Source organism: Micromonospora sp. NPDC005172, from assembly GCF_040608555.1.
Taxonomy (GTDB): domain Bacteria; phylum Actinomycetota; class Actinomycetes; order Mycobacteriales; family Micromonosporaceae; genus Micromonospora.
Window position 1 is genome coordinate 24,343 of the sequence record NZ_JBEXIL010000011.1, and the last position, 22,325, is coordinate 46,667.

Annotated in this window: 23 protein-coding genes; 13 read left to right on the forward strand and 10 right to left on the reverse strand. The window is 71.5% G+C overall.

Features of this window, described 5'->3' with window-relative positions; genetic code table 11:
- Window positions 1–19 precede the first annotated feature (19 nt).
- The 4 genes from alr (at window position 20) to ung (ending at window position 3,491) form a co-directional block, all read left to right on the forward strand.
- Window positions 20–1,138, forward strand: coding sequence for an alanine racemase (alr, locus tag ABZV06_RS09945; protein WP_355620215.1), 1,119 nt, complete (start codon window positions 20–22; stop codon window positions 1,136–1,138).
- Complete coding sequence (locus tag ABZV06_RS09950; protein WP_355620218.1) at window positions 1,138–2,241, forward strand: alpha/beta hydrolase; 1,104 nt, start codon at window positions 1,138–1,140, stop codon at window positions 2,239–2,241. The genes alr and ABZV06_RS09950 overlap by 1 nt, the downstream gene beginning before the upstream one ends.
- Window positions 2,238–2,720, forward strand: a complete 483-nt coding sequence (gene tsaE, locus ABZV06_RS09955; RefSeq protein ID WP_355241993.1) for a tRNA (adenosine(37)-N6)-threonylcarbamoyltransferase complex ATPase subunit type 1 TsaE — start codon at window positions 2,238–2,240, stop codon at window positions 2,718–2,720. The genes ABZV06_RS09950 and tsaE overlap by 4 nt, the downstream gene beginning before the upstream one ends.
- 69 nt (window positions 2,721–2,789) lie before the next feature.
- Window positions 2,790–3,491, forward strand: a complete 702-nt coding sequence (gene ung / locus ABZV06_RS09960; protein ID WP_355241990.1) for a uracil-DNA glycosylase — start codon at window positions 2,790–2,792, stop codon at window positions 3,489–3,491.
- A 43-nt stretch (window positions 3,492–3,534) separates the two neighbouring features.
- On the opposite strand, the gene ABZV06_RS09965 is transcribed toward ung, so the two are convergent.
- A complete protein-coding gene (locus ABZV06_RS09965) occupies window positions 3,535–4,239 on the reverse strand; it encodes a helix-turn-helix transcriptional regulator (RefSeq protein WP_355241987.1) in 705 nt (234 codons plus the stop codon).
- Window positions 4,240–4,666: 427 nt separating this feature from the next.
- Here ABZV06_RS09965 and tsaB point away from each other — a divergent pair, with 427 nt between their 5' ends.
- The 4 genes from tsaB to ABZV06_RS09985 are packed head-to-tail and all read left to right on the forward strand — an operon-like array spanning window position 4,667 to window position 7,131.
- Window positions 4,667–5,344: a tRNA (adenosine(37)-N6)-threonylcarbamoyltransferase complex dimerization subunit type 1 TsaB gene (gene tsaB / locus ABZV06_RS09970; protein WP_355246925.1), complete on the forward strand. Its 678-nt coding sequence runs from the start codon at window positions 4,667–4,669 to the stop codon at window positions 5,342–5,344.
- Window positions 5,341–5,823 carry a ribosomal protein S18-alanine N-acetyltransferase gene (rimI, locus tag ABZV06_RS09975; protein WP_355246928.1) on the forward strand — a complete coding sequence of 161 codons (483 nt, stop codon included), beginning with the start codon at window positions 5,341–5,343 and terminating at the stop codon, window positions 5,821–5,823. Before tsaB ends, rimI begins: the two co-directional genes overlap by 4 nt.
- Window positions 5,816–6,862 (forward strand): tRNA (adenosine(37)-N6)-threonylcarbamoyltransferase complex transferase subunit TsaD, encoded by a 1,047-nt coding sequence (gene tsaD, locus ABZV06_RS09980; protein ID WP_355246930.1) that lies wholly within the window; start codon window positions 5,816–5,818, stop codon window positions 6,860–6,862. Before rimI ends, tsaD begins: the two co-directional genes overlap by 8 nt.
- A 14-nt stretch (window positions 6,863–6,876) precedes the next feature.
- Window positions 6,877–7,131 carry a hypothetical protein gene (locus ABZV06_RS09985; protein WP_074314499.1) on the forward strand — a complete coding sequence of 85 codons (255 nt, stop codon included), beginning with the start codon at window positions 6,877–6,879 and terminating at the stop codon, window positions 7,129–7,131.
- Between the two features lie 22 nt (window positions 7,132–7,153).
- Here ABZV06_RS09985 and ABZV06_RS09990 read toward each other — a convergent pair whose 3' ends face one another.
- The 7 genes from ABZV06_RS09990 to ABZV06_RS10020 all read right to left on the reverse strand — a co-directional run bounded on the left by ABZV06_RS09990 (window position 7,154) and on the right by ABZV06_RS10020 (window position 14,273).
- Complete coding sequence (locus ABZV06_RS09990) at window positions 7,154–7,894, reverse strand: DUF4142 domain-containing protein (RefSeq protein WP_355246932.1); 741 nt, start codon at window positions 7,892–7,894, stop codon at window positions 7,154–7,156.
- Window positions 7,895–8,059: 165 nt separating this feature from the next.
- The gene (locus ABZV06_RS09995) at window positions 8,060–8,365 is read right to left on the reverse strand and encodes a DUF1707 domain-containing protein (RefSeq protein ID WP_355246935.1); all 306 of its coding nucleotides are present in this window, start codon (window positions 8,363–8,365) and stop codon (window positions 8,060–8,062) included.
- Window positions 8,366–8,384: 19 nt separating this feature from the next.
- A complete protein-coding gene (locus ABZV06_RS10000; RefSeq protein ID WP_355246938.1) occupies window positions 8,385–9,566 on the reverse strand; it encodes an ROK family protein in 1,182 nt (393 codons plus the stop codon).
- 22 nt (window positions 9,567–9,588) lie between these two features.
- Window positions 9,589–10,851, reverse strand: a complete 1,263-nt coding sequence (locus ABZV06_RS10005; protein ID WP_355246941.1) for an ABC transporter permease — start codon at window positions 10,849–10,851, stop codon at window positions 9,589–9,591.
- Window positions 10,848–11,666, reverse strand: a complete 819-nt coding sequence (locus ABZV06_RS10010; RefSeq protein ID WP_355246944.1) for an ATP-binding cassette domain-containing protein — start codon at window positions 11,664–11,666, stop codon at window positions 10,848–10,850. Before ABZV06_RS10010 ends, ABZV06_RS10005 begins: the two co-directional genes overlap by 4 nt.
- Window positions 11,667–11,779: 113 nt before the next feature.
- Entirely contained in the window at window positions 11,780–12,877 is a 1,098-nt protein-coding gene (locus ABZV06_RS10015) for a substrate-binding domain-containing protein (RefSeq protein WP_355246946.1), read from the reverse strand.
- 214 nt (window positions 12,878–13,091) lie between these two features.
- The gene (locus ABZV06_RS10020; RefSeq protein ID WP_355246948.1) at window positions 13,092–14,273 is read right to left on the reverse strand and encodes a methyltransferase domain-containing protein; all 1,182 of its coding nucleotides are present in this window, start codon (window positions 14,271–14,273) and stop codon (window positions 13,092–13,094) included.
- Between the two features lie 261 nt (window positions 14,274–14,534).
- Between ABZV06_RS10020 and groES the strand changes: the two genes are divergently transcribed.
- The 3 genes from groES (at window position 14,535) to ABZV06_RS10035 (ending at window position 18,274) form a co-directional block, all read left to right on the forward strand.
- Window positions 14,535–14,849 carry a co-chaperone GroES gene (gene groES, locus ABZV06_RS10025; RefSeq protein WP_030330046.1) on the forward strand — a complete coding sequence of 105 codons (315 nt, stop codon included), beginning with the start codon at window positions 14,535–14,537 and terminating at the stop codon, window positions 14,847–14,849.
- Window positions 14,850–14,919: 70 nt separating this feature from the next.
- Complete coding sequence (groL, locus tag ABZV06_RS10030) at window positions 14,920–16,554, forward strand: chaperonin GroEL (protein ID WP_355246951.1); 1,635 nt, start codon at window positions 14,920–14,922, stop codon at window positions 16,552–16,554.
- A 124-nt stretch (window positions 16,555–16,678) separates the two neighbouring features.
- Window positions 16,679–18,274 carry a molybdopterin-dependent oxidoreductase gene (locus ABZV06_RS10035; protein ID WP_355246954.1) on the forward strand — a complete coding sequence of 532 codons (1,596 nt, stop codon included), beginning with the start codon at window positions 16,679–16,681 and terminating at the stop codon, window positions 18,272–18,274.
- A 268-nt stretch (window positions 18,275–18,542) separates the two neighbouring features.
- On the opposite strand, the gene ABZV06_RS10040 is transcribed toward ABZV06_RS10035, so the two are convergent.
- On the reverse strand, window positions 18,543–18,926 hold the full coding sequence (locus ABZV06_RS10040) for a WhiB family transcriptional regulator (RefSeq protein WP_355246957.1): 384 nt from the start codon (window positions 18,924–18,926) through the stop codon (window positions 18,543–18,545).
- 255 nt (window positions 18,927–19,181) lie between these two features.
- Here ABZV06_RS10040 and ABZV06_RS10045 point away from each other — a divergent pair, with 255 nt between their 5' ends.
- Window positions 19,182–20,000: a response regulator transcription factor gene (locus ABZV06_RS10045; RefSeq protein ID WP_355620221.1), complete on the forward strand. Its 819-nt coding sequence runs from the start codon at window positions 19,182–19,184 to the stop codon at window positions 19,998–20,000.
- A 138-nt stretch (window positions 20,001–20,138) separates the two neighbouring features.
- Here the strand turns inward: ABZV06_RS10045 and ABZV06_RS10050 are convergent, their stop codons facing one another.
- Window positions 20,139–20,555, reverse strand: a complete 417-nt coding sequence (locus tag ABZV06_RS10050) for a DUF5319 domain-containing protein (RefSeq protein WP_355246963.1) — start codon at window positions 20,553–20,555, stop codon at window positions 20,139–20,141.
- A gap of 186 nt (window positions 20,556–20,741) precedes the next feature.
- Here ABZV06_RS10050 and guaB point away from each other — a divergent pair, with 186 nt between their 5' ends.
- Window positions 20,742–22,304, forward strand: a complete 1,563-nt coding sequence (guaB, locus tag ABZV06_RS10055) for an IMP dehydrogenase (RefSeq protein WP_355620224.1) — start codon at window positions 20,742–20,744, stop codon at window positions 22,302–22,304.
- The last annotated feature ends 21 nt before the right edge of the window (window positions 22,305–22,325 follow it).

Sequence of the window (22,325 nt, forward strand, 5' to 3'; positions counted from 1 at the left end):
TGGAAAGTAGGCTGGGCGCATGTGGCAGGCCGAGGTACGCGTCGATCTAGACGCCATCCGCGAGAACGTGAGCCGACTGCGCGCCGGCACGACCGCCGAGCTGATGGCGGTGGTGAAGGCCGACGGGTACGGCCACGGCATGCTCCCGGCCGCCCGGGCCGCGCTGGACGCGGGGGCCGACTGGCTCGGCGTCTGCACCCTCGACGAGGCGCTCACGCTGCGTCGGGCCGGGATCACCGCGCCGGTGCTGGCGTGGCTGCTCGCGCCCGGCCTGCCGCTGCACGAGGGGGTCGGCGCGGGAGTGGATCTCGCCGCCGCCAGCCTCTCGCAGCTCGACGAGATGGTCGCGGCGAGTCAACGTGCCGGCCGCCCCGCCCGGCTGCACCTGAAGATCGACACCGGGCTGTCCCGGGGCGGCGCCACCGTCGCCGACTGGCCGGCCCTGCTCGACGCCGCCGCCAAGGCCCAGGCGGACGGCCTGATCGAGGTGGTCGGCGTCTGGAGCCACTTCGTGTACGCCGACATGCCCGGTCACCCGACCACCGACCGGCAGCTCGCTGTCTTCCACGAGGGACTGGCCATGGTCGAGCGGGCCGGGCTGCGCCCCCGCTGGCGACACCTGGCCAACTCGGCGGCCACCCTGACCCGCCCCGACACGCACTTCGACCTGGTCCGTCCCGGGCTGGCCATCTACGGCCTGTCGCCGGTGGCCGGCGAGACGTACGGGCTGCGACCGGCGATGACCGCCCGCGCCCGGGTGATGCTCACCAAACGGGTACCCGCCGGCACCGGCGTCTCCTACGGCCACACCTACACCACACAGTCCGACGCCAATCTCGCCGTGGTGCCGCTCGGGTACGCCGACGGTGTGCCCCGACACGCGTCCAACAGCGGCCCGGTGCAGCTCGCCGGCGCACGGCGCACGATCGCCGGACGTGTCTGCATGGACCAGTTCGTGCTCGACTGCGGCGACGACCCGGTGGCCGACGGCGACGTGGCGACCCTGTTCGGCAGTGGCGCCGACGGCGAGCCGACGGCCGACGACTGGGCCGAGGCGGTCGGCACGATCAACTACGAGATCGTCACCCGGTTCGGTGGCACGCGGGTGCCGCGCGTCTACGACGGTGAGCACCCCTGATGGCGTACCGCATCCCGCGCCCGCGGACCGCGGCCGGCCGCGTCGCCGGCCTGGTCGGTGCTGCGGTCGGGGTGGCGGCGGCCGGTCTGGCCGCCGGCGTCGCGACCGAACGCACCCTGGTCCGCCGGCTGAAGACCGACCCGACCGATCGGTACGCGCAGGAGACGTTCGGCGAGGAGCGGTACGACGAGGCGTTCCGACTGGAGCTGCCGGACGGCACCGACATCCACGTCGAGGTGGTCGAGCCGACCCGCCCGGTGCGGGGACACCCGACGGTGGTGCTGGTGCACGGCTTCTGCCTGGACATGGGCACCTTCCACTTCCAGCGCAAGATGCTCGCCGCGCGCGGTGACTACCGGATCGTGGCGTACGACCAGCCCGGTCACGGCCAGTCCGGCCGCTTGGAGACCGGTGAGTACGATCTGGCCGTGCTCGGCCGGACCCTGCGCCAGGTGATCGATCGGGTCGCCCCGGAGGGGCCACTGGTGCTGGTCGGTCACTCGATGGGCGGCATGACCATCATGGCGTTCGCCGAGCTGTTCCCGGAGCTGTTCGGTGACCGGGTGGTGGGCACCGTGCTCATGGCCACGTCGGGCGGGCTCGTCGCGGAGACCAAGCTCGTGGCTCCGGCGCTGCTGGGCCGGGTCGGTGGCCCGGTGCTGTACATGGTCAGCAACGCCACCCGGTACGGCGGCCCGGTGATCGACAAGGCCCGCAAGTCGACGTCGAACGTGGCCTGGCTGCTGACCCGCAAGTACGGCTTCGGCACCCGCAAGCCCAGCTCTCGGCTGGTGTCCTACGTGGAGACCATGAATTCCCGGACCTCGGCCGACACGGTGACCCGCTACCTGCGGACGCTCGCCACGCACTCGCGCTTCCCGGCGCTGGCGGCGTTGGCGAACGCGCCGGTGCTGGTGGTCGTCGGCGACAAGGACATGATCACGCCGGTGACCCACTCCGAGGAGATCGTCCGGCGGCTGCCGCACGCCGAGTTCATCAAGATCAAAGACAGTGGTCACGTGGTGATGCTGGAGCACGCCGACGAGGTCAACGCCGCGCTGGAGCGGTTCCTCGAGTCACTGCAGAGCATGGAGGACCGGTGAGTTTCGTCGTCAAACTGTCGACCGTCGAGGACACTCGGGAGTTCGGCCGCCGGCTGGCCGGGCTGCTGCGGGCCGGTGACCTGGTGCTGTTGACGGGCCCGCTGGGCGCCGGCAAGACCGCGCTCACCCAGGGCATCGGCACCGGGCTCAACGTCCTCGGTGACGTGACCTCGCCGACGTTCGTGATCGCCCGCGTGCACCGGCCCGACCCGGCCCGAGGCGGCCGGGTGGCACTCGTGCACGCCGACGCGTACCGGCTGGGCGCCGCCAGCGACCCGCGCGCCGAGATCGACGACCTGGACCTGGACGCCTCGGTGGACGAGTCGGTGACCGTGGTCGAGTGGGGCGAGGGCCTGGTCGAGCAGTTGGTCGACGCGCACCTGCGGGTCCGCATCGACCGCCGCGACGACGACACCCGGGTCGTCGAGCTGGATCCGGTCGGTGGCGACTGGGCACGGCGGCTGGCCGATCTGGGTTAGGTCGGCGCGGCGCTGTCGGACCTGGTGCCTAGAGTGCGGGGGACCGACCCGCGCTGGAAGAGGTTCCTGATGTCCGACGATGCCCCCGCCCTGGATCTGCTGGCGCTGCTGCCGGAGCAGTGGCGTGCCGTGCTCACCCCGCACCTCGATCCGGCCCGTACTGCCGCGCTGGCCGAGTTCGTCGCCCGGGAGTACGCGACGCAGACCGTCTTCCCGCCGGTGGAGGATCTCTTCTCGGCGTACCGGCTCTGCCCGCCGGAGGCCACGCGGGTGCTCATCCTCGGTCAGGACCCCTACCACCGGGCCGGGCAGGCGCACGGGTTGAGCTTCAGCGTCCGCGAGGGTGTGTCGGTGCCTCCGTCGCTGCGCAACGTCTTCAAGGAGTTGGGCGAGGACGTGGGCGTGCCCAAGCCGCGCAGCGGCAACCTCGACGGCTGGGCAGCGCAGGGTGTGCTGCTGCTCAACGCGGTGCTGACCGTGCGTCAGGCCACCCCCGGATCGCATGCCAACTCGGGCTGGGAGGAGTTCACCGACGCCACCATCCGGGCGCTGGACGCTCTGCCGGACCGGGTGGTCTTCCTCCTCTGGGGCAGTTACGCCCGCAAGAAGGCGGGCCTGGTCACCAACCCACGGCATGTCGTCCTGGAGGCCGGCCACCCGAGCCCGATGAACCCGCGCGGCTTCCTCGGCAGTCGCCCGTTCAGCGCGGCCAACAAGGCCCTCGCCGACGCCGGCCGACCCACCGTCGACTGGGAGCGCACCGCCGGCTGACTCTGGCCCGCACCGCCGCTTGGCCCCGGCCCGCATCGCCGGGTCAGTCCCCGGTGGCGCGGCGCCGGTCCCGGTAGCGGCGCAGCAGGTCGGCGGCCCGCGGCTCGGTCAGCTCCAGTTCGACCAGCGGCACCACCCGGTAGTCCCGCCCGCCGTGGCGCACCTCGACCGTCTCGGGCAACTCGTCGCACATGGTCGCCCTGATCTCGCCGTACAGGGTCGACCAGCGGTGCTCGCCCGGCTCCTCCGGCTCCAACCACACGCCACCGAACTCTTCCCAGCGGGCGTTCCAGCGCTGACCGTAGTGCGCCGCCAGCCACGCGGTGAACCGCTTCGAGTCCTCCCAGCGCAGGGCGATCTCCACGGCGTCGACCGGCACGGGCGCGCCCTGCAACACGGCCGCCGTGCCGCCGGTCAGTGCCTGGGGGAAGTCCTTGAGCGCGTCCATCATCCGATCCAGTCCCAGATCGTCGATGCGCTCGGCGATCGGCCGGGCCGCCAGTTCGTCGATGCGGGCGTCGAGGTGCGCGTCCAGCGGCTCGACCCCGACCACCAACTGCACGTCCATCGCGGCGAACAACCGCTCCAGCACCGGGATGCTCGGCGAGCGCTCGCCGCGTTCGATCCGGGCCACCGCCGTCTGGCTGACCTCGGCGAGCCCGGCGAGCTGACGCTGGCTCAGCTCGCGTCGTTGACGTTGGTGCCGTAGCGCGGCGCCGAGCAGATTGCCGAGGTGAGTCGATGGCATCCCGGCATGCTGGCTCAGATCACGGCGTTTCCGACAGCCCTGCGGCGGATTGGCGACTCGCCGCGATCCGCGCCGAGATCAGCGTGGGTTCGTGCCTCCGGCTGGTCGGCGGCGGTCGCTGCGGTGAGCGTGATGCCTCTCAGTCATCTAGATGACTGAGAGGCATCACGCTCATCGCAGTTGTCGGCCCCGCCCCGCCGCTGGTGGCCCGGGCGCGTCGGGGACGGTGCGGCACGAGGATCCGCAGCGGCGGTCACCCGCTGGGCCCCGCTGGCGGTGCCGGCTCCGGCGGGGTACGCGCCCACCGACCGCGAGTATGGGTGCAGCCAATGGTCGAGGGTCCGCGGCGGCGGTCCGCGGCCGACCCCGCGGTCACGGGGGCGGGGCGTGAACCTGGGCGGTGGCGGGGCCGCTAGGCTGGCTAACCGTGCTCGTACTCGTGGTGGACAGCTCGACCCCCGCGGTGACCGCAGCGCTGGTGGAGATCTCGGCGGACGGCGTGACGTCCCGGGCCCACCGGTGCACGGTCGATGCCCGCGCGCACGGTGAACTGCTCGCGCCTCAGATCGACGCGGTCCTCGCCGACGCCGGCGCGCGCCCGCGTGACCTGGGCGCGATCGTCGCCGGGCTCGGCCCAGGACCGTTCACCGGGCTGCGGGTCGGCCTGGTCACCGCCGCCGCGATGGGGCAGGTGCTCGGCGTGCCGACGTACGGCGTCTGTTCGCTCGATGCGATCGGGTACCCGGCGGCCGCCGGCGAGCCGGTGCTGGCCGCCAGCGACGCCCGCCGCAAGGAGTTGTACTGGGCTGTCTACGACGGCGCCGGTCAGCGGATCGTCGGACCCGAGGTGTCCGCGCCTGCGGTGGCCGCCGCGCGGGCCCGGGAGCTGGGAGCGACGGTCGCGGTCGGCGACGGAGCACACCGGTACGCCGAAGCTCTGGACCTGCCGGTGCGGGTCGAGCCGCGTTACCCGGATGCCACCGTGCTGGCGCTGCTCGCCGCCGAACGAATCCGTGCCGGCGCGCCCGGTGAAGGACTCACCCCGCTTTACCTGCGCCGTCCCGACGCCGTGGCGGCCACCGCCCGCAAACCGGTCCTGCCGTGACGCCGGTACGGCTGGAACGGTTCCGCTGGTGGCACGTCGAGCAGGCGATGCCGATCGAGGCGGACCTGTTCGGCGCCGGGCAGTGGTCGCCCGCCATGTTCTGGAACGAACTGGCCAACAGGCACCACTACCGGATCGCGGTCGACACCGACGGGACGGTGCTCGGGTACGCAGGGCTGGCCGGCGCCCCTCCGGACGAGGTGTGGGTGCAGGTCATCGCCGTCCGGCGGGACGTCCAGCGGCGTGGCATCGGCCGCGTGTTGTTGGAGGAGCTGCTCGCCGAGGCGGACCGTCGGGGCGCCCGCAGCACCCTGCTGGAGGTGGCCGTGGACAACGCCGCCGCCCAGCGGCTCTACGCGACGTACGGGTTCGAGCCGATCGGGGTGCGTCGCGGCTACTACCAACCGAGCAACACCGACGCGCTGGTCATGCGGCGCGACGCCGAGCCGACCGGGGACGGACCACACGACCATGGCTGACGAACCGCTGATTCTGGGCATCGAGACCTCGTGCGACGAGACCGGCGTCGGCATCGTACGCGGACACACCCTGCTGGCCGACGCGCTCGCGTCAAGCGTCGAGGAGCACGCCCGATTCGGGGGCGTGGTGCCCGAGGTGGCCAGCCGGGCCCACCTCGAGGCCATCGTGCCGACCATGCAGCGGGCGCTGACCGACGCCGGCGTCACGCTGGCCGACATCGACGCCATCGCGGTCACCTCCGGGCCCGGTCTGGCCGGCGCGCTGCTCGTCGGAGTCGCCGCCGCCAAGGGGTACGCGCTCGCCGCCGAGAAGCCGGTGTACGGCGTCAACCACCTCGCCGCGCACGTGGCGGTGGACACCCTGGAACACGGTCCGCTCCCGGAGCCCGCCATCGCGCTGCTGGTGTCCGGCGGGCACTCGTCCCTGCTGCTGGTCGACGACCTGGCCCGGGGCGTCACCCCGCTCGGCGCCACCATCGACGACGCGGCCGGCGAGGCGTTCGACAAGGTCGCCCGCCTGCTCGGGTTGCCGTTCCCCGGCGGCCCGCCGATCGACCGGGAGGCCCGGGCCGGTGACGCTGCCTCGATCGCCTTCCCGCGGGGCCTGACCGCCGCGAAGGACCTGGCCGCCCACCGGTACGACTTCTCGTTCTCCGGGTTGAAGACGGCGGTGGCCCGTTGGGTGGAGGCGCGGCAGCGCGACGGTGAGCCGGTGCCGGTGGCCGACGTGGCCGCGTCCTTCCAGGAGGCGGTCTGCGACGTGCTGACCAACAAGGCGATCGCCGCCTGCCGGGCGCAGGGCATCGACACGTTGGTGATCGGCGGGGGAGTGGCGGCGAACTCCCGGCTGCGGGCGCTGGCCGAGGAACGGGCCGAGAAGTACGGCATCCGGGTACGGGTGCCGCGGCCTAAGCTCTGCACCGACAACGGGGCGATGGTGGCCGCGCTCGGATCGCACCTGGTCGCCGCCGGTGTCGCGCCGAGCCGGCTGGACCTGCCGGCCGACTCGGCGCTGCCGTTGACCACGGTCAGCGTGTGACGGGGACACCGAAGATGATCGTGCGGATGTGGGAGGCGCGCGCCGAGGCGTACGGCGTCGCCGACCTGATCACCTGGGTGTGCGACACAGCCCTGCCCGAGCTGGAGCACGACCCGCTACACGTGTCCAGCGAGGTCTTCTCGTCCACCGACCACCGGGTGGTGGTCATCTCCAAGTGGCGCAGCAACCCGCGTCCGCTGCCGGAACCGCCCGCCCTGCTGGTGGCCCGCGCCCCGCACTCCTGGGACTTCACCCAGGTCGACCGCTGACGGGGGCCACCTCGACCGTTGGTCAGCTGCGGCGCAGCATCCGATAGGTGGCGATCCCGCCGGTGCCGAGCGCGGCGAGGAAGACCAGCCAGACGACGGTGCTGCTGACCCCGACCTGCGGGCCGGTGTTCGCCGAGGCAGCGGCCAGCAGACCGTCCTTGCCGGGGGCGGGCAGCGCGGCCGGCGGCAGTTCGGGCCAGCGGACCAGTCCGGTGGACTCCAGCATCTGCATGTGGTGCTGCACGAAGGCGTTGGCCTCCTCGCAGAGCTTGCGGACTGTCGCGTCGCGGGTGCTGGCCCGCACCGCGCCGATCACCGGGAAGATCTTGCCGTGGGCCACCCGGAGTCGGGTGACGAAGATCTGGTCGAACCGGGCGCCGGAGGCCTTCTGCATCTCGGCCAGCCAGCCCTTCTGCTCGGCGGTCGGCTCGGTGGGAATGGACGCGCCGAGCTTGTTGGCGGCGTCCACGACGAGCTGGTCGAGCTTCTGGTGCTCGCCGGCGATGCCGGCCCCGATCTCCCGTACCTTCGCCGACTGTCCCTTTTCGGCGGCCATCTGGCCGGCCGGCATCTCCCACAGCCCGGCCAACCGCACACCGTTGAGCAGCGTCATGTCGGCGGCGTTGAGCTGTTGCCCCCCGGCGGGGGCGGCGATGGCCACGCCGGGCAGGACACCGATCCCCGCGACGATCGCGATGAGCAACATCGCCGCTCGGTGCGTCCGGTTGCCCGGCCGGCGGCGGGCCAATCTGAGCGGTGCCATGTCTGCGGTGCCTCCTCGGTCCGGACCGAAACGCGTCTGGACCGGGCAGCCGCATCCTGCCGGCTGCCCGTCCGCCCACTGGTACGGACTGATCGTCCGATCAGTTCATCGGCGCGGGCCGCGATCTGCGGACCTCACGGCGCGCGGGGGCAGCGGCGACGCGGATCAGCGGGTGACAGCGAGGAAGCCGCCGAGCAGCAGCAGGGTGAGCGCGGCGACGGCGAAGAGGACCAGCAGCTCCCGGCGTCCGTGCCCGAGCCCACCGTCGTCCGTCGCCGCGGCCGCGGGGTCGGGCAGTGCCGGCAGGTCCCGCGTCAGGACGGCGAGGTCGCCGAGAGTGCGGGAGGTCCACACCGCGCCGACCCGCTCGGAGAACTCGTCCAGGGTGAGGCGGCCCGCCGTCGTGTGCCGGTGCAGATCGGCGACCACACGGTGGCGGTCGTCGTCGGAGGCGCGTAGCTCGACGTCCACGCCGGACAGGGTACGCGGCTCAACCCACGTCGAGGGGGTCGGCGAGGAGCCGTTCGAAGGCTAGTTCGGCGGCACCGATCAGTGGCGCGTCGGCACCGAGTTGCGGGGTACGCAGCCGGACGTGTTCCAGGCAGGCGCCGAGGGCGTTGGAGTTGAGCCGGCTGCGGATCTGGGCCGCCGCCGCGAGGTAGAGGTCGCGCATGGTGCCACCGAAGATGACCATCTCGGGATTGAAGACGTTGACCAGGTTGGCCACCCCGAAGCCGAGCCAGTCGCCGGCCTGGCGTACCGCGGTCTGAGCGCGGGCGTCCCCTCGGTCGGCGGCGTCGAAGACCGCGAGCAGGGCGTCGCGTCCCCGTGCGTCGGACCGTCCGGCCGCGCGCAGCAGACCGTGCTCGCCGATCTCGGTCTCCCAGCAGCCGCGGGCGCCACATTCGCAGGGCCTGCCGTCGCGGACCACCTTCATGTGGCCGACCTCGCCGCCGTACCCGCCGTGTCCGGTGAGCCGGCGCCCTCCGGCGATGATCCCCGCGCCGACACCGACGTCGCCGTACAGATAGATGACGTTGTCACAGTCCGCCGCGACGCCCCTGATGTGCTCGGCGAACGCCGCCACGTCCGCCACGTTGCCGACCGTGACCGGTACGTCGAGGCCCATCTCGGCGACGAGCGCCGCGCCGATCGGCTCGTCCACCCAGCCGGTGGTGGGGCCGAGCCGGACCAGGCCGTCCTCCCGACGGACCATGCCGCAGACGGCGACGCCGGTGCCGACGCAGATCGCGTCGCCGGGCACCGTCTGCTGCATCTCCTTGACCGCGCCGGCCAGCAGCGGCGCGGCCTCCGCGGCGAGCAGACCGCGAGGGCGGTCCAGCTCGCGGCGGTCGAGCACCGCGCCGCCCAGGCCGACCCGGACGGCGCGGAGCCGGTCCACCTCGACGGAGTACGCGTACACGTACACCCGGGCCGACTCGGGCCGGACGACAATGGACGGTCGTCCGGCCCGGCCGGTCTCCTTCGGCGTTCCCTCGCTGACCAGCCCGACGCCGGCCAGGTCGGCGGTGAGCGCGCCGATGGTGCTCCGGTTCAACCCCAGCGCGGTGGTGAGCTCAGCCCGGGTGGTCGGGCCGTGGACGTGCACGTACCGCAGCAGGGCCCCGAGGTTTTGCCTCCGGACCTCCTCCTGGCTCGGTGCCGGGCGCATACTGGTGCTACCTCCCGCGCGGTCAGCGGGTGCCGGTTGCTGCCGCGCGACGACGGGAGAGCGCGTCGACGCTGGCGGCGAGCAGCAGCACGACGCCGGTAACCGCGTACTTGACGCCCGCGCTGTACTCCATCAGGCCCATTCCATTCTCGATGACCGCGACCACCGCGCCGCCGAGGATGGCGTCGAGGACACGGCCCTTGCCGCCGAAGAGGCTCGTGCCGCCGATGACTGCCGCGCCGACCGCGTAGAGCAGTACGTTACTGCCCCCGGTGTTCGGGTCGACCGAGTTGGCCCGGCTGGCCGCCACGATGCCTCCGACGGCTGCCATCGACGAGCAGATCATGAAGACCGAGATCCGGATCCGGTCGACGCCGATGCCGGCGCGGCGGGCCGCTTCCCGGTTGCCGCCCACGGCGTAGATGTGCCGGCCGTAACTGGTGCGCTGTAGTACGAAGGTCCAGACGACAAGCAGCACCGCGATGATAGGCACCACGATCGGCACACCTTTGAGCGAGCTGATCAGGACGTTGCGGCTGCGCTCCAGGTTGAGCACGTACACCGCTGCTCCGAGGATGATGGCGAGTCCGACGATCCGCAGCGCCACCACCGCGAGCGGGTCGGTGATGAGGCCGCGGGCCACCCGGTTGCGGTGTCGGAGCAGTTGCACCGCCGCGTAGCCGACGACCGCGAGGGCGGTCAGCGCCCAGCCCAGCGCGGGGGTGAGGTTGCGGTTGGCGATGGCGATGAGCACCTCGTCGCGGACGGAGACGTTGGTGCCATCCTTGACCAGCATCAGCACGATGCCTTGGAAGGCCAGGAATCCGGCGAGGGTGACCACGAAGGACGGAATGCCGATCTTCGCGACGAGCAGGCCGATGGTGGTGCCGATGACCAGACCGGTGGCGATCGCGGCGAGGACGGCGACCCACCAGGGGTAGCCGAGCACGGTGACCACGTTGGCCAGTACCGCCGCGCAGACACCGCTGGCGAAGCCGGCGGAGAGGTCGATCTCGCCGAGCAGCAGCACGAAGACCAGGCCCATCGCGATCAGCGTGACCGCCGCGCCCTGGGTGAAGAGGTTCGCGAAGTTGCCCGCCGACAGGAACGACGTCGGCCGCATGATGGCGAAGACGGTGCAGAGCACGATCAGGCCGAGCACGGCCGGTAGCGCGCCGACGTCGCCACCGCGTACCCGGCTCACGTAGTTGCGGACGTGGCTCCCGACGGTCGGCGGCGGTGTGACGGCCGCGGGGCCGTCCTTCCGCACGGCGGTGGTGGTCATCGGACGCCTCCTGAAATCGAGTCGGCCGGCTGCGGGCCGTCGCCGTTGCTGCCCGGGTCGGTGGCGAGACCGAGCCCGCCCGAGCGCCCTGCGGTGATCAGCTCGACCACCTGGGCGTGGGTGATGTCGGTGGTCTTCACCTGGGCGACCATCTGGCCGAGGTACAGCGCGGCGATCCGGTCGGAGACGGCGAAGACGTCGTTCATGTTGTGCGAGATGAGCACCACTGCCAGGCCGTTGTCGGCGAGGCGGCGGACGAGTTCGAGGACCTGGGCGGTCTGTGCCACGCCCAGGGCGGCGGTCGGCTCGTCCAGGATGACGAGCTTGCTGTTCCAGAGCACCGCCTTGGCGATGGCCACGGTCTGGCGCTGACCGCCGGAGAGGCTGGCGACGTGCTGGCGAAGCGAGGTGACGGTGCGGATGGAGAGCCCCGCCAGGGTCTCGGCGGCGAGCTGTTCCATTGTCGGCTCGTCCAGGACGATGCCGCTGTGCTTCTCCCGGCCGAGGAACATGTTCTGCACGATGTCCAGGTTGTCGCAGAGCGCGAGGTCCTGGTAGACGACCTCGATGCCGAGCGTGGCGGCGTCGCGGGGACTGCCGATGTGCACCTGTTCGCCGTTGAACAGGACCTCACCGGCGTCGGTGGAATAGATGCCGCTGATGCACTTCACCAGGGTCGACTTGCCGGCGCCGTTGTCGCCGACAAGTGCGGTCACTTCGCCCGGGTGGACGCTCAGGGCGACGTCGCGGAGCACCTGGACGGGACCGAAGCTCTTGTCGATCCCGCGGAGTTCCAGCAGGGGAGTCGCGGACACGGGGTCTCCTTCTTAAGGGAGGGGCGGGGCCCGTCCGGCGGGCGCCGCCCGGCACGGGAGGGTGCTCCCGTGCCGGGCGGCGATGGTCGTCCCGGCGGGTACTGCGGCGTCGGTCAGCTGATGCCGGCGCCGGCGCAGGCCTTGGCGTACGCCGCGGTGCAGACCTCTTCCTTGGTCACGTAGCCGTCGGCGATGACGTCCTTGATGGTGTCCTTGTAGATGGCCTTCGGGGTGAGCAGCACCGATGGGACGTCGCGGTTGCCCTCCGGGTCCTTCACCGTCTGGCCGGTGTCCTTCTTCTCGCCCTTGGCGAGCGCGATGGCCAGGTCGGACGCGGCCTTCGCCTCTTCGCGGACGGCCTTGTAGACGGTCATGCACTGGTCACCGGCGAGGATGTTCTGCAGGCCCTCGGTGCTGGCGTCCTGACCGGTCACCGGCACCTTGCCGTTGAGCTTGTTCTTCTTCAGGATCGAGATGGCGGCGTTGCCGAGGCCATCGTTGGCGGCCAGCACACCGTCGATCTTGCCGTTGGCCTTGGTGAGCTGCTGCTCGAAGATCGTCGCGGCCTGGGCGTTGTCCCACGCCGGCACGGCGTCCTCGGGGCCCTTGACGTATTCCTTGGAATCGAACTTCGGCTTGAGCACCGAGTCGTACCCGTTCTTGAACAGGGTGGCGTTGTTGTCGGTGGGGGAGCCGTTCAGGTACGCCACGACGGGGTTCTTGGCGTTCTTCTCAGTCAGGCACTTCGACAGGCCCTCGCCCTGGAGCTTGCCGACGACCTCGTTGTCGAAGCTGACGTAGTACTGGGCCGAGCCGCCCAGGGTGAGCCGGTCGTAGTCGATGGTGGCGACGCCCTGCGACTTGGCCTTGTCGAGGACGGCCTTGCCGGTGCCGGAGTCCAGGTTGACGATCATCAGAGCGGTGACGCCGCTGGTGATCATCTGGTCGGCAATGGTCTGGAAGGCGGTCTTGTCGTTCTGGGCGTTCTGGATGTCGTACTTGACACCAGCGGCCTTGAACGCCTCCTCCAGGAACCGACGGTCCGCGGTCTCCCAGCGGGCCGAGGACTTGCTGTCCGGGAGGATCACGCCGATCTTCGGGGTCTTGGCGGAGCCGCCGGCGTCGGAGCCGGAGTCGTCGTCGCCGCACGCGGTCAAACCGCCGGTCGCGAGCAGGCCCACGGCGGCGATGGTGAGGATCCCCTTACGCATGTGCAGGGTCCTTTCGGAGGTGGGGGAGGTGTTGTTTTGTTGTGTCCGGCAACGTATTCCGCGTCACACTGGCACCACAAGACCGCGCAGGTCCCAAGTTGGTTGGAAGCGATAACAATTCAGCAACGCGACTGTTACTCGCCGAACATCCCACGAAAAGAGCGATGTAACGACAGGTCAGCGGGCCTGCAACGGTGCCGCGAGCGCGGCGAACCTAGACGACAGGGCGGCCGATCAGCACTGTCGGCGCTCCGGCGATGCGGGTGAGCACCAGGCTCGCCGCCTGGTCGCCGGCCAGCCGCAGATCCCGCCGCAGTTGCTCCGGGGTGAGTGCCGAGCCTCGTTTGAGGATCTCCACCCGGCCCACCCGGCGCTCCCGCAGCAACGCCCGCAGTCGCTTGAGCGAGAAGGGCAGCACGTCGGTGATCTCCAGGCAGCGCGCGTACGGGGTGCGGGTGGGGTGGTCGGCGTACAGGTAGGCGATGCTCGGGTCGGCCAGGGTGGCGTCCAGTTCGTCGGCCAGTTCGGCGACGAGGTGCGCACGGACCACCGCCGGGTCCGGGTCGTACAGGTAGCGGCGCGGCGGCCCGACCGGGGCCTCCGTGTCGCCCGAGCCGGTGAGCTGGTGGATCTCCTGCCGGTACACGCTGGCGCGGCGGGGCACCTCGGCCAGTTCGCCGCACCAGAGGGCGGCCTCGACCAGGTCGCCGTCGACGCCGACCCACTCCGCCTCCGCGCCGGCCGGGATGAGCGCGTGGTCCAGGCCCGGCGCGACCTTCACCACAGTGCGCGGCACCCGCTCGGCCAGCCCCGTCACGAAGTCCCACGGCGGCGAGTAGGCGCGCGGATCGAAGATCCGTCGGCCGGTGCCGGTGGCGCGTCGGGCCGGGTCGCAGAAGACGCCATCCACCCGCGACACGTCGAACGCGGTCGCGTCGCCGCACTCGACCGTGAACAGGTCGGCCACCCCCGCGGCTGCGGCGTTGGCGGCGGCCATTTCGGCGGTCACCGGGTCGGCCTCCACCCCGTACACCCGGATGCCGGCGCGGGCGGCGGCCAGGGCGTCGGCGCCGAGGCCGCACCCGAGATCGGCCAGGGTCCGCACGCCGGCCGCGCGCAGCCGGGCGGCGCGGCGGTCGGCGACCACCCGGCGGGTGGCCTGTTCCAGGCCGGGGCGGGTGAGGAACATCCCGGCGGCGGCCGGGCCGAACTTGCCCACCGCACGGTGCCGAAGCTCGGCCTGGGTGAGTGCAGCCGCCGCCAGCGTGGGCGGCACCCCGGTCGCGCGCAGCGCCGACGCCGCGGTCAGTGGATCGCCGCCGGCCAGTTCGGCCGCCGCCGCGAGGGCGGCCGACCCCTCGGGGGTACGTAGTGCCGCCAGCTGATCGAGATCCACCTACCCATTCTCCCGGCCGGGGTAAAAATACCGCTGGCGGGGCGCGACGCGCTGGCACTCTCCTTGACGGAGTGCTAGCCACGGAATAACCTGCGATTAGCACTCTCACCCTGAGGGTGCCAGCTTCCGGGTCTCGCGACCCGGGCGCGCACGCCAGGCGGACCGGCACCCGCGACGACGGTCCCGCCCGGTGGCATGAGGCAGATTGACGCTGGTCGGCCCCGCCGACCAGCAACGGAACCAGTAGTACCCCAGGAGGGTATGCCCGTGACTACCGCGACCAAGGTTGCTATCAAGCCGCTCGAGGACCGCATTGTGGTCCAGGCGAACGAGGCTGAGACCACCACGGCGTCGGGCATCGTGATCCCCGACACCGCCAAGGAGAAGCCGCAGGAGGGCACTGTCCTCGCTGTGGGCCCGGGGCGCGTCGACGACAACGGCAACCGGGTTCCGGTTGACGTGCAGGTCGGCGACACCGTCCTTTACTCGAAGTACGGCGGCACCGAGGTCAAGTACGCCGGCGAGGAGTACCTGGTGCTCTCCGCCCGCGACGTCCTCGCGGTCATCGAGAAGTAAGCAACCGATCAGTGCCACTGCCCCGGTCCGGCTCGCCGGGCCGGGGCAGTGGCACTTCGAAGGGACATACATGGCGAAGATCCTCAGCTTCTCGGACGACGCCCGGCACCTGCTGGAGCACGGTGTCAACGCCCTCGCGGATGTGGTCAAGGTCACCCTCGGCCCGCGCGGGCGCAACGTCGTCCTGGACAAGAAATTCGGTGCGCCGACGATCACCAACGATGGTGTGACCATCGCCAAGGAGATCGAGCTCACCAACCCGTACGAGAACCTCGGCGCGCAGCTGGTCAAGGAGGTGGCGACCAAGACCAACGACGTCGCCGGCGACGGGACCACCACCGCGACCGTGCTGGCCCAGGCGATGGTTCGCGAGGGTCTGCGCAACGTGACCGCCGGGACCAACCCGGCCGGCCTCAAGCGGGGCATCGACGCGGCGGCCGCCAAGGTCTCCGAGGCGCTGCTCGGCCGTGCCGCCGAGGTCACCAGCAAGGAGTCGATCGCGAACGTGGCGACGATCTCCGCGCAGGACGCCACGATCGGCGATCTGATCGCCGAGGCGATGGAGCGGGTCGGCCGCGACGGTGTCATCACCGTCGAGGAGGGCTCGATGCTCACCACCGAACTGGACGTGACCGAGGGTCTCCAGTTCGACAAGGGCTTCATCTCGCCGAACTTCGTCACCGACCTGGAGGGTCAGGAGTCCGTCCTTGAGGACGCGTACATCCTGGTCACCACCCAGAAGATCTCGGCGATCGAAGAGCTGCTGCCGCTGCTGGAGAAGATCCTGCAGAACAGCAAGCCCCTGCTGATCATCGCCGAGGACGTGGACGGCCAGGCGCTCTCCACCCTGGTGGTCAACTCGCTGCGCAAGACCCTCAAGGTCTGCGCGGTCAAGGCCCCGGGCTTCGGTGACCGGCGCAAGGCGATGCTCCAGGACATCGCGATCTCCACGGGCGCCGAGCTGGTCGCCCCGGAGCTGGGCTACAAGCTCGACCAGGTCGGCCTGGAGGTGCTCGGCACCGCCCGGCGCGTCGTGGTCGACAAGGAGAACACCACGATCGTCGACGGCGGTGGCCAGAAGGCCGACGTCGCCGACCGGGTCTCCCAGATCCGCAAGGAGATCGAGGCCTCCGACTCCGACTGGGACCGGGAGAAGCTGGCCGAGCGGCTGGCGAAGCTCTCCGGTGGCATCGCCGTCATCAAGGCCGGCGCGGCCACCGAGGTCGAGATGAAGGAGCGCAAGCACCGCATCGAGGACGCCATCGCGGCGACCAAGGCAGCGGTCGAGGAGGGCACTGTGCCCGGCGGCGGCGCCGCCCTGGTGCAGATCCTCTCGGTCCTCGACGACGACCTGGGCTTCACCGGTGACGAGAAGATCGGCGTCTCGGTAGTGCGCAAGGCGCTCGTCGAGCCACTGCGCTGGATCGCCCAGAACGCCGGTCACGACGGCTACGTCGTGACCCAGAAGGTCGCCGACCTCAAGTGGGGCAACGGCCTCGACGCCGCCAAGGGCGAGTACGTCGACCTGGTCAAGGCCGGCATCATCGACCCGGTGAAGGTGACCCGCAACGCGGTCACCAACGCCGCCTCGATCGCCGGTCTGCTGCTCACCACGGAGAGCCTCGTGGTGGAGAAGCCGGAGCAGGCCGAGCCGGCCGCCGCCGGCGGGCACGGCCACGGCCACCAGCACGGCCCGGGCTTCTGACCCGTAGCGACACCTGTTCCGGGGCACACCGCCGTACGGCGGTGTGCCCCGGTTCGTCTGCGCGATCATTACCAACCGCTGACGTCGTTGGCGGCCCGCCGGAATGATCGCGCACACTGGGCCGATGAGCACCACGTCGCGGCGGTACGCCGCGCTGGCCGGAGTCACCGCCGCCGCCGTCGCGATCGGGGTCGCGGAACCGGTGGCGGTGCTGACCGGTCCTCGGTCGGCCCCACTGGTCGCGGTCGGCGGGGTGGTCGTCGACGCCGTTCCCGAACCGCTCAAGCAGTTCGCCATCGACGTCTTCGGCACCGCCGACAAAATTGCCCTGCTGACCGGAACGGCCCTGCTGCTGGGCGCGTTCGCCGCGCTGCTCGGGATGCTGGCGGTCCGCCGGCTCGCCCTGGGCCTCGCCGGTATCGCGGCGTTCGGCGTCGTCGGTGTGGCCGCCGCGCTGTCCCGTTCCGGCGCGGACGTCTTCGACGCGCTGCCGTCACTTGTCGGCGGCGGCCTCGGCGCCCTGGTGCTCTGGCTGTTCATCGCCGGCCCCTTCGAGCTGGAACCGTGGCCCTGGACCTCACCTGCGCCGTTGTCGCCGGCCAGGCCCGACGAGTCCCCGGTGTCGCCGGCCGCGCCGGTCGAGGGTGTCGATCCGGAGTCGCGTCGACGGTTCCTGACCGGCACGGGAGTGCTGCTGGGGACGGCAGCCGTGGCTGGTTTCGGCGGGCGCTGGTTGGCCGGGCGGCGGGGCGTCTCGGCTGCCCGGGACGCGATCCGGCTGCCCGCCCCGGCCGTCCCCGCGCCGGCCGTACCAGCGGGCGCGGACCTGTCCCTGGCCCAACTCGCGCCGTACGTCAGCCCGAACTCCGGGTTCTACCGGATCGACACCGCACTGGTGGTGCCGCAGGTGAACCCGGACACCTGGCGGCTGCGCATCCACGGCCGGGTGGGCACCGAGCGCACCTACAGCTACGCGGACCTGCTGGCCCGGCCATTGGTCGAGAGGTACGTCACGCTGGCCTGCGTCTCCAACGAGGTCGGTGGGGACCTCATCGGCAATGCGCGCTGGCTCGGCGTACCACTGCGGGAGCTGCTGGACGAGGCCCAGCCGGACGAGGACGCCGACCAGGTCGTCGGCCGGTCGGTCGACGGTTGGACCTGTGGCACACCCACCGCCGCACTCCGCGACGGCCGGGACGCGCTGCTGGCGATCGGCATGAACGGCGAGCCGCTGCCGGTCGAGCACGGCTTCCCGGTGCGGATGGTGGTGCCCGGTCTCTACGGCTACGTGTCGGCCTGCAAGTGGGTGACCGAGTTGGAGCTGACACGCTTCGCGGACTTCGACGCGTACTGGGTGCCGCGCGGATGGTCCGCCCAGGGGCCGATCAAGACCCAGTCGAGGATCGACGCGCCACGGCGGCGCAACCGGCTGACCGCCGGTCCGGTGACGGTGGCCGGCGTGGCCTGGGCGCAACACCGGGGGATCAGCCGGGTCGAGGTACGCGTCGACGACGGCCCCTGGCAGGAGGCGGCGCTGGCCCCGACGGTGTCCGTGGACACCTGGGTCCAGTGGTCCTGGCGCTGGGATGCCACCCCGGGCGAGCACCGGCTCCAGGTCCGGGCAACGGACGCGACAGGCGAAACCCAGACCGAGCGCACCCAGAGCGTCGCCCCCGACGGCGCAACAGGCTGGCACACGGTCCCGGTGAACGTCCGCTGATCCTGCGGCGGCCAGGGGAGGGTTTCATCGCCCTTTGCTCTGCTTCAATCCAGGCAACACCCGGCGTCCGAACACACGCGTCCGGATTGCGAACACCGGGTGCTGCCTCCGTGTTGCCTCCGCTGAAGCAGAGCAAAGGACCACCGGAACATCCATGCCCTCCGTCGACATCGACGGAGGGCATGGGGCGAAACGGGCATGGGGCGAAACGGGCGTGGGAAAAAGGGGGCGTGGGGCGAGAAGAGACGGCCGAGTCGGGTGTGTCGGGTCAGGCCACGTTGCGCTGGGCCGGGACCGTCGACTTGTGCGGGCGGCCCAGGCGGGCCTCCAGGCGTGCCACGTCGACGCGGATCTGCCGGCGGTCCGCCAGGTCCTCCCAGCCGACGGCGAGCAGCCGCAGCCGCTCCGACTCGCTGAAGCCGCCCCACACGCCGTACGGCTCGCGGACGGCCAGGGCGTGGGCCGCGCACTCGGCGCGGACCGGGCAGGCGCGGCAGACCGCCTTGGCGGAGGACTCCCGCCGCAGCCGTGAGGACCCACGCTCTCCGTCCGGGTGAAAGAACTGAGCGCTGTCCCGGCCTCGGCAGGCGCCGAGCCGCTGCCAGTCCCAGAGGTCGACGATGGGTCCGGGCAGTCTACGTACGTTCGACATCAGCACCCCTCCTCCCGCGCGGCACCGCGAGAATGCTTGTGGCCGGCTTCCGGGCGGCGGGCCGCGCAGGCGCACCGTTCCCGGCCTGGCCCCCCGGTACCCGGGTCGTTGCCGGCTCACACATCTGTGATCGAAAACGCGTGGCAACTTGCGGCTTTTGCCCCATCTGTCGGAAAAGTTCAGATGATTGCCCGGAACCTCCTCCCCAGCCGACCCCGTCATGGTCTGCTCGTGTGCGGAGAGGAGACCACCACAGTGCGTACCGTTCTTGTGTGCGTTCGGACACCGCTTGCGGCCCAGCACCTCACTTCTGCTGCCGCACGGCTGGGCTTGTCCGCGATCGTTCGTACCGCCGTCTCCGATCCCGAGGTGATGTTGCGACTCGCCGAGCGGCCGGCCGACGTGGTCCTCGCTGACACGGCCCTCACCCGGCCGGACAGCGCGGGCTTCGTCCGGCGGGTGCTGGCCCGCGCGCCGCAGGCCGCGGTCCTGCTGCTCGGCGCCGAGGAGTCCGAGGCGGCGGCCGCCACCATCAGCGCCGGCGCCCGGGGATTGATCCAGAACGCCGACCACGATCTGACCAGCGCCGTGGCCAAGGCCCTGCTCCTGCTGACCGCGCCCGGCCGGGCCTCCCGGCAGCGGGTCACCGACCCGGCCCGGGACGCGGCGGCGGTCGGTGGTTCGGGCCGCTCCGCGCCGTCGGTACGCGGTTCCGCCGAGCCCGGCTGGACGGCCGCGACCGGCGACGGGCCGCCCAACGTGGCGTCGGTGCCCGTGCAGCGCGGCGACGACGAGGTCGAGCCGGCGGCCGACGGGTCCGCCACCGGTCAGTCCGACGCGATCCGGCCCGGCCCTGGCGCCCGTGCGAACCGGGCGGCGGTCGGGCTCACCGAACGGGAACTCCAGGTGCTGCTCGGCATGGCCGAGGGCAAGAGCAACGCGGAGATCGGTCGGGAACTGTTCGTGTCGGAGGACACCGTCAAGACCCACGCGCGACGGCTGTTCCGCAAGCTCGGGGCCCGGGATCGCGCCCACGCCGTCGCCGCCGGTTTCCGAGCTGGCCTGGTCTCCTGACGCCGCACCGCAATTCGCCACAACGTGATCGTGCTCGAACCTGGAAGTAGTGGTCTCGCCGTACCGGCAGGCCACTACTTCCTTGTCTCAGCACGATCGTGAGCGGTCCGCACGCGCCCGGACGGTGGAAGGCGGACCTCACTCGGCGGTGGTGGCGCCCGGTTCGTCCTCGGTGCCCTCGGTCAGGGTGTCGTGCACCCCGTCGGCGTATCCACGGGCGTAGTCCCAGGTCACGTAGTGGTCCGGGTCCGGGTCGTACGCCGGCTCGTGCACCCGGGGCCGCCCCGAGTTGAGCAGGTGCCGCAGGTTGCCCCGCAGCAGGTCCCAGTCGAAGTAGTGCGGTTCCCGGCAGTCCTCGCATTCGATGACCAGCCCGCGTACGCCGATGGGCGCCAGCAGGGCCTGGTAGATCTCCAGATCGGCGAGGTCCTCCAGCACGTCCTGCCGCTCGACGTCGGTCAGTGGATCCGGCGTCGCGTCGTCACCCGGATCGTCCAGGCCCGCGGTCGGGTCGGCCGGGTCGCCGTTGAACGGGTCGATGGGCTCGTCGTGCACCCCCTCACCGTAGACCCAACGCGGCGCGGACGTCCGCCCCCCGGCACCGCGCCGAGGCGGCCGCCGCCGATCCAGGTCGCGCAGGTCACTGGGTACGATGGGACGACGTGCCGGCGCCGTGGCGTGTTCCGGTGCCCGCCCGTGCCACCTCGCTGAAGCCCATCCGAGCAGCTCAGGGGAGCAATCGTGGAAAATTCGCCCAGCACTGATCTTCCGGCCGGCGTCGAGCGCGCCGACCTGGGCGGCCACCTGCCCGAGCTGCCCGCCGGCTCGGCCCGGGTCGTTCCGCTCGGGCTCACCTTCGACGACGTGCTGCTCCAGCCGGGCGAGTCGGACGTCGTGCCCAGTCGGGTCAACACCCGGACGAAGCTCACCCGCAACGTCGAGCTGACCGTTCCGCTGCTGTCCAGCGCCATGGACACGGTCACCGAGGCGCGGATGGCGATCGCCATGGCCCGCCAGGGTGGCATCGGCGTGCTGCACCGCAACCTCTCCGTGGAGGACCAGGCCCTCCAGGTCGACCTGGTCAAGCGCTCCGAGTCCGGCATGATCACCAACCCGGTGACCGCCAGCCCGGACGACACGCTGCGCGACGTCGACGAGCTGTGCGGGCGGTACCGGATCTCGGGCGTCCCGGTGGTGGACGGCAACGGCCAGTTGGTCGGCATCGTGACCAACCGCGACATGCGCTTCGTCTCCGAGCCGGATACCCCGGTCCGCGACATCATGACCCGGACGCCGCTGGTCACCGCCCAGGTCGGGGTGAGCAAGGACGAGGCGCTGGAGCTGCTGCGCCGGCACAAGGTCGAGAAGCTGCCGATCGTGGACGCCGCCAACCGTCTGCGCGGGCTGATCACCGTGAAGGACTTCACCAAGAGCGAGCAGTACCCGAACGCCACCAAGGACGACGCGGGCCGGCTGCGGGTGGCCGCCGCCGTGGGTGTCGGCGAGGACTCGTACAAGCGGGCGCGCACGCTCGTCGACGCGGGCGTCGACGTGCTGATCGTGGACACGGCGCACGGGCACCAGCGGGCCGTGCTGGACATGGTCCGCCGGCTCAAGAAGGACGTCACGATCGACATCGTGGGCGGCAACGTGGCCACGTACGCCGGCGCGAACGCGCTGGTCGAGGCCGGTGCCGACGGCATCAAGGTGGGTGTGGGCCCGGGCGCGATCTGCACGACCCGGATCGTCGCCGGCGTCGGTGTCCCGCAGATCACCGCGATCATGGAGGCGGCCCGTGCCGCCGGCCCGGCCGGCGTACCGGTGATCGGCGACGGTGGCATCCAGTACTCGGGCGACATCGCGAAGGCGCTTGTCGCCGGCGCGGACACCGTGATGCTCGGCAGCCTGCTGGCCGGCTGCGAGGAGAGCCCCGGCGAGCTGATCTTCATCAACGGCAAGCAGTACAAGGCGTACCGCGGGATGGGCTCGCTCGGCGCGATGCAGTCGCGGGGGCAGGCCAAGTCGTACTCGAAGGACCGGTACTTCCAGCAGGACGTGCTCGCCGAGGACAAGCTGGTCCCCGAGGGCGTCGAGGGTCAGGTGCCCTACCGGGGCCCGCTGTCCGCGGTCGCCCACCAGCTCATCGGCGGGCTGCGGGCCGCCATGGGGTACGTCGGCGCGGAGAGCATCCCCGAGCTGCACCGGCGTGGTCAGCTGATCCGGATCACCGCGGCCGGGCTCAAGGAGAGCCACCCGCACGACATCCAGATGACCGTCGAGGCGCCCAACTACCACTCCCGCTGACCATCCCCCAACAATCTGGAG

What these genes read in the sequence shown, in the direction of transcription:
- alr (WP_355620215.1), top strand. Translation starts at nt 20, where the DNA reads ATGTGGCAGGCCGAGGTACGCGTCGATCTAGACGCCATCCGCGAGAAC.
- ABZV06_RS09950 (WP_355620218.1), top strand. Translation starts at nt 1,138, where the DNA reads ATGGCGTACCGCATCCCGCGCCCGCGGACCGCGGCCGGCCGCGTCGCC.
- ung (WP_355241990.1), top strand. Translation starts at nt 2,790, where the DNA reads ATGTCCGACGATGCCCCCGCCCTGGATCTGCTGGCGCTGCTGCCGGAG.
- ABZV06_RS09965 (WP_355241987.1), bottom strand. Translation starts at nt 4,239, where the DNA reads ATGCCATCGACTCACCTCGGCAATCTGCTCGGCGCCGCGCTACGGCAC.
- tsaD (WP_355246930.1), top strand. Translation starts at nt 5,816, where the DNA reads ATGGCTGACGAACCGCTGATTCTGGGCATCGAGACCTCGTGCGACGAG.
- ABZV06_RS09985 (WP_074314499.1), top strand. Translation starts at nt 6,877, where the DNA reads ATGATCGTGCGGATGTGGGAGGCGCGCGCCGAGGCGTACGGCGTCGCC.
- ABZV06_RS09990 (WP_355246932.1), bottom strand. Translation starts at nt 7,894, where the DNA reads ATGGCACCGCTCAGATTGGCCCGCCGCCGGCCGGGCAACCGGACGCAC.
- ABZV06_RS10000 (WP_355246938.1), bottom strand. Translation starts at nt 9,566, where the DNA reads ATGCGCCCGGCACCGAGCCAGGAGGAGGTCCGGAGGCAAAACCTCGGG.
- ABZV06_RS10005 (WP_355246941.1), bottom strand. Translation starts at nt 10,851, where the DNA reads ATGACCACCACCGCCGTGCGGAAGGACGGCCCCGCGGCCGTCACACCG.
- ABZV06_RS10015 (WP_355246946.1), bottom strand. Translation starts at nt 12,877, where the DNA reads ATGCGTAAGGGGATCCTCACCATCGCCGCCGTGGGCCTGCTCGCGACC.
- groES (WP_030330046.1), top strand. Translation starts at nt 14,535, where the DNA reads ATGCCCGTGACTACCGCGACCAAGGTTGCTATCAAGCCGCTCGAGGAC.
- groL (WP_355246951.1), top strand. Translation starts at nt 14,920, where the DNA reads ATGGCGAAGATCCTCAGCTTCTCGGACGACGCCCGGCACCTGCTGGAG.
- ABZV06_RS10035 (WP_355246954.1), top strand. Translation starts at nt 16,679, where the DNA reads ATGAGCACCACGTCGCGGCGGTACGCCGCGCTGGCCGGAGTCACCGCC.
- ABZV06_RS10040 (WP_355246957.1), bottom strand. Translation starts at nt 18,926, where the DNA reads ATGTCGAACGTACGTAGACTGCCCGGACCCATCGTCGACCTCTGGGAC.